This is a genomic window from Bacteroides sp. FSHCM14E1 (assembly GCF_019633785.1).
Classification (GTDB): domain Bacteria; phylum Bacteroidota; class Bacteroidia; order Bacteroidales; family Bacteroidaceae; genus Bacteroides; species Bacteroides hominis.
In genome coordinates, this window is the sequence record NZ_JADKYL010000002.1 from 638990 (window position 1) to 645443 (window position 6454).

Annotated in this window: 3 protein-coding genes; 1 reads left to right on the top strand and 2 read right to left on the bottom strand. The window is 41.0% G+C overall.

Annotation, left to right across the window (positions count from 1 at the left end; genetic code table 11):
• The first annotated feature begins 49 nt into the window (after positions 1-49).
• Positions 50-1300 (top strand): Gfo/Idh/MocA family protein, encoded by a 1251-nt coding sequence (locus ISX59_RS05670; protein ID WP_032539678.1) that lies wholly within the window; start codon positions 50-52, stop codon positions 1298-1300.
• A gap of 83 nt (positions 1301-1383) precedes the next feature.
• Here the strand turns inward: ISX59_RS05670 and ISX59_RS05675 are convergent, their stop codons facing one another.
• Both ISX59_RS05675 and ISX59_RS05680 read right to left on the bottom strand, forming a co-directional pair.
• Positions 1384-3162 (bottom strand): RagB/SusD family nutrient uptake outer membrane protein, encoded by a 1779-nt coding sequence (locus ISX59_RS05675; protein WP_032539679.1) that lies wholly within the window; start codon positions 3160-3162, stop codon positions 1384-1386.
• A gap of 14 nt (positions 3163-3176) precedes the next feature.
• A partial coding sequence (locus ISX59_RS05680; protein WP_032539683.1) for a TonB-dependent receptor occupies positions 3177-6454 on the bottom strand: 3278 nt, incomplete at its 5' end.

The window sequence follows — 6454 nt, forward strand, 5'->3', positions numbered from 1 at the left end:
GAAATTAGATTCTCTTTTTTTATATATAACCCTAACATCCTAACCACATATGAGAACTCCTTCACAAACACATGTGCTCGGACTGGCACATCCTCCCATCCCCATTGTGCGCCTTGCTTTCATTGGGCTTGGCAATAGAGGTGTATTGACTTTACAGCGTTATCTGCAAATCGAAGGAATCGAGATTAAAGCACTATGCGAAATCAGGGAAGGTAACCTGACTAAAGCGCAGAAAATTCTCTGGGAAGCAGGCTATCCCCAGCCGGATGGTTATACCGGGGCGGATGGATGGAAACAAATGTGTGAACGGAATGATATTGACCTGGTGTTTATCTGTACCGATTGGCTGACACATACTCCCATGGCAGTTTATGCTATGGAACACGGTAAACACGTAGCCATCGAAGTTCCGGCAGCCATGACCGTAGAAGAATGCTGGAAGCTGGTAGATACAGCCGAGAAGACAAGGCAACACTGTATGATGCTTGAAAACTGTTGCTACGATCCATTTGCATTGACCACACTGAATATGGCACAACAGGGTGTATTCGGAGAGATAACGCACGTAGAGGGAGCATACATACATGATCTGCGCTCTATCTACTTCGCCGACGAAAGTAAAGGAGGATTTCACAATCATTGGGGGAGGAAATATAGCATAGAGCATACCGGTAACCCCTATCCTACTCACGGCTTAGGCCCCATTTGCCAGGTACTGAATATTCATCGGGGAGACCGCATGAATTATCTCGTTTCATTATCGAGTCTGCAAGCCGGCATGACGTCGTACGCCCGTAAGACATTCGGAGAAAATTCTCCCGAAGCCCGTCAAAAGTATCGGTTGGGAGATATGAACACCACCTTGATTCACACAATGAAAGGCAAGAGTATCATGGTTCAGTATAATGTCGTCACTCCACGCCCGTACAGCCGCCTCCATACAATCTGTGGTACAGAAGGCTTTGCCCAGAAGTATCCCGTTCCCTGTATCGCCCTTGAACCCGATGCAAGTGCTCCTCTCGAAGGAAAAGCGCTTGAAGATATTATGGAACGCTACAAACACCCTTTTACAGCTACTTACGGTGCAGAAGCCCATCGGAGAAATCTGCCCAATGAAATGAATTATGTCATGGATTGCCGTTTGATTCATTGCCTGCGCAACGGGCTCCCATTGGATATGGATGTATACGATGCCGCCGAATGGTCATGCATCACAGAACTAAGCGAGCAATCGGTATTAAACGGTAGTATTCCTGTAGAAATACCGGATTTTACAAGAGGAGCATGGGAAAATAATTAAAACTATATAAAAACAAGAAAAGGGACCGGTTTTAAAACCGATCCCTTTTTTTCAACCTTTAATTAAGAGATATCTGTGTTAAATTAATATCCCGGGTTCTGATCATTTTCCAATAATGGATTAAGAGTAATGGCAGTCTGAGGGATCGGTTTCAGACGCATACGTGAACTCCATTTCATAGTTATCACGGTTTCACCATCAGGCATAGAGATAGGCACATTATTCATCTCACTTTCCCAATAAGAATCTTCATAACGAGTCATATCGTCTCCACGGAAACCTTCACCCGCCAATTCTACACGACGTTCACGACGAATCAAGTTAAGAGCTTCATCCTTAGTTAATGTAGCAGGTACATCCGGCATACCGCAACGATCACGCAAATCATTCAAGGCATCACGCACACTCTGATCATAACCTGTTGTTTGTGTATGAGCTTCAGCATAAATCAACAGAATCTCAGCATAACGAATACACGGATAGTCACCCGTAGCATTAGCATTATCTTTTGAGTCTGTAGTTAATGCAACCATCTTACGATAGTTAAAACCGGTCTTCGATTCATTGTTACCACCCTTAATCCATTCATAAGCATATCCGGCACCATAGTTTGTTTCATGCCATGTTTTGAATGGAAACAGAATAGACGCATACATACGACTATCGCGATTACGATACTCTTTCATATAGTCATATTTTGTCAATGTTCCATCAGCAGTCTTCTTAGCTACAAATGTCAGGAAAGGAGTAGAACCTTCTTCTGCTGTTTCTTTTTTTACATCGGCAACTATCTTATCATAAGCCGCAGCACGTGCCTCAATAGAAGGAGCGGCAGGAACAGTATGACCATCGGCACTCCAATAAGCATCTACCAGATTCTGTGTCGGAGTTACAGATGACCAACCTCCCAACTGATTAGGACGCATTGCTGTATAACGCACCCAATCTTCCTGATCAGGATCAACATACTGGCGAGCCAAGATATACTCAGGATTATCTACTGTAGCATTTTCAGTGAACCATAAAGATTCGTAATTAAACATGCCCTTCACAAACTTCTCTTTCGCAGCTTCATCTGCAAAATCTACATAAATAGACATCTCTTCACCTTCCTTCTTCTGAGCATCTGTTAGACTGGAAATTCTCCACAAAGAATATCCGCCATTATCCATCACATCTTTAGCAGCAGCTTCAGCAACATCATACTGACCGAAATAAAGAGCTGCTCTTGCTTTAATTGATAAAGCAGCGTATTTAGTGATACGTCCTTTTTCATTAAACTCACCACCTCCGCTGTAAGACTCAGGAAGATCTGCTGCAGCTTCTGTCAGTTCTTTAAGAATGAATTCACGAACTTTACTCACTTCATCACGCGGCACATTCGGAGTATCATAAGCAGGTACATCTGTAATGATAGGTACTTTTCCGAACGTCATAGTCATAGCTAAGTACTGTAATGCCCGCATCGTACGCACTTCAGCTTTGGTACGTGTTTTAAGTGCCGCATCCATGTCGCAATTATCTACTTCATTCAAGTACACATTACATTTGCGGATCGCTTCAAAATTCCATCCTTCATCATTCAATGCACTAAATCCATCCTGCTGGAAAATAGCTCCTGCAGACTCCCAAGAGTATTGGCAATAGCCATCAGTAGTATAAGTTTCACCATATACCCCGACTCCAGATATTGTATTGGCATATACAGCATTCAAATTGTACCAGGCATCTTTTGAAGTCTTCCAATAGGTTTCAGCTGCAATGTTAGAAGGTGGATTTACATCCAGATCGCAACTTGTAACCGTTGCACCGATCAGAGTGCAAAGCGTTAAATATTTTATTGTTTTACCAAATTGTCTCATAATAATCTTTCTTTTTAGAATGTAACGTTAACACCAAGTGATATAGTTCTCGTTCCACGAACCATACTACCACGACCGGTAGCAGATTCCGGATCAAAATCTTTCATGCGATGATCACCACGGATAGTAAACGGATTTTCAGCTGCTACATATACTTTCAATGCATCCAGACTGATGTTGCTTAACATCGCTTTTGGGAATGTATAACCGAAAGTAATATTCTTGATTCTGAAATAGTCTGAATTAAATAACCAGAAATCAGATAAGCGGTTATTGAAAGTAGAGTGTGAGCTGGTACGAGAATAAATTCTAGGATAAGCAGCATTCGGATTCGGATTCTCGGTAGTCCATCTCTGTAAGTGCCATTTACGGGGGCTGGCATAGTCAGAGAATGCCCAAGCCTGTTCTTGCCAGAAATACACTTTGGTACCTTGAACTCCCTGCCCAAACATACTCAACTCAAAGCCTTTATATTGCAGATTCAAGTTCACACCATATGTGAATTTAGGAACATCACAACCGATAAAGTCTTTGTCACCGGCATCCAGCTTTCCATTATCATTCAAATCGACATATTTAATATCACCCGCATTAGGCTTAATACCATCAGTAATATAGTTACCACTGTCAATATCCTCTTGAGTCAACAGACCGTTTGTACGGAAACCATAAAATGTTCCGATAGGTTGTCCTACTGCTTCAATCCATGTAGAGCTACCATCATACAAATCATCTACCCCACCCAAATTAGTTACTTTGTTCCAATTACGAGTGAAGTTTGCTCCTACAGAGTAAGTAAACTCACCAATTGTATTATTATGTGTAATACCTATTTCCAGACCTTTGTTACTTACACTACCGATATTCTGTGAAGGCCAGTAATCTTTTTTAATACCGACTTCCATTGGAACTCTATAACCCAACAGGATATCATCCGTCACTTTATTATACCAGTCCGCTGTAAAACGCAGTTTACCATTCAGTACATCAAAATCAAGGCCGATATCTGTGATAGTAACGGTTTCCCATCCTAAATTCTTATTAGCGGGTTTAGCTTCAATGATACCGTTTCCTACTACATCATTAAAGTTATAGTTATCACCCTGGATATAAGAAGAGAAGTAGTCATAATCACCTACGTTGTTAATATTACCTAACTGTCCCCAAGACCCGCGGATCTTCAAATTATCAATCCATTCGATATCTTTCATAAATCCTTCCTCACTTACACGCCATCCGGCTGAGAATGAAGGGAAGTATCCCCAACGATTGTCTTTATGGAAACGTGAAGAAGCATCAGCACGCATATTTACCTCTAACAAGTAACGGTCCATCAATGTGTAATTCACACGTCCGAAGTAAGACATCAATTTATTTTCATTGCTGCCACCTTCTGTATGAGTATCACTTGATGCACTTGAACCACCGTTCATATCCGTCATATTGTTAGTCGGAAAATTCTTACGTGAAGATTTCTGTTTCTGGAACTGATAATGTTCATAAGATACACCCAGTAATGCATTGATGTTATGAATGTCTTTACTCCAAGTATAATTAGCCAGTCCATTGTATATCAAGCGGGTAGACTCTTGCCAATCATATTCCATCTTAGAGTTCTCAACAGCAACCTGTGTACCGTTCAGTTCCTGACCGGTAAGGAAATCTTTGATCTTCGAACGACTTGCAGTATATGTTTTAGCTTTGTAATCCCAAATACGGTAAGACATTTCACCCGTAACAGTCAAACCTTTTACAGGCTTCAAATCTAAAGCAAAATCCATTAAAGTATTTTGCGTTCTGCTATTCGACCAGTCGCCTGACTCAATACGCCGTAATGGATTACGTTGCATACTTACTTGTGAAGCTGGTTTACCGGCTTCATAACTACCATATTCACCATTACTTTGACGAGCCACATAAGTAGAAGGAACAGTCAACATTTCTACATAACTGACTCCACCTTTTGAATTATCGTTATAGGTTTGGTTATAGTTGATATTTGCACGGAATGCCAACCACTCCTTAACATCAGCCGAGATATTAGTAGTCATATTATAACGATCAGTAGTAGCTCCAGGAGTGAACTTGTCATTATACAAATATCCTAAAGATGTATAATATTTCACCTTATTACCTCCACTGATACTTACAGTATGCTTTGTTATTGTAGCATTATCTTTCAATACAAGATCATACCAGTTTGTATTCGGATACAAATCAGGATCAGTTCCATCGCGGAATTTGGCAATTTCTTCGTCTGTATAAGGTAGTTTGGCATTAGGATTATCATTTAATGCGGCTTCGTTGGATAAACGAGCATACCATTCAGAACTCAATACGTCAGGAGTGTAAAGAGCCGATTTAAAACCTACATATCCGTCATAAGTCACCTTCAAATCACCTTCTTTACCACCTTTTGTTTTTACCAATACAACACCATAAGCAGCACGCGAACCGTAAATTGCAGAAGATGCTGCATCTTTCAAGAACGAAATGCTTTCAATAGAGTTCGGGTCAAGGCTTGAAAAGAAATTTGCATCAGCAATTGCACCGTCAATTACATACAGAGGTGATGAAGTTCCCAAGTTACCGCGACCACGGAAGTTAATACTTGTAGAACCATCCGGACGGGCAATAACCGTGACACCCGGAACCTGTCCCTGTACTGATGCTAATACGTCTGTATTTACACGACTTTTTAACTCTTCAGTACCAACAGAAGATACTGCACCTGTCAGGTTGACCTTTTTCTGAGTACCATAACCAACAACTACAACTTCATCCAAAGTTTTTGTATCTTCCTTCATTATGACATTGTAATTGTTAACTCCCGGTTTAAGTACGATGGTCTGAGGTACGTAACCGATATAAGTAATCTGAAGTTCCTTACCGACAGTATTCAAGGTAAATTCACCTTCAATGTTAGTGATAGTACCATTAGAGGTAGTACCTTTTTCTACTACAGATGCTCCGATGATGGCTTCACCCATTGCGTCTTTCACGACTCCGGTAATTTTTCTCTGCTTCTGCTGTTGAACAGCCTGCACATCCTTGGCAGCTGCAGTCACAGTAGATACTACGATCTGATTATCCACGATCTTATAAGTGTATCCCGAATTCTTGAATACTTCGTTCAGTACAGTTTCGATCGGAGCATCCGACACGTTGATGGATACTTTCTTGTTCAGCTTTACCTGATTGTCATTGTAGAAGAAAGTATACTCGCTTTGTTTTTCAAGTTCACGCAGTACACTCTCGATGGATACGTTTGTCTTCGTCATTGAAATCTTTA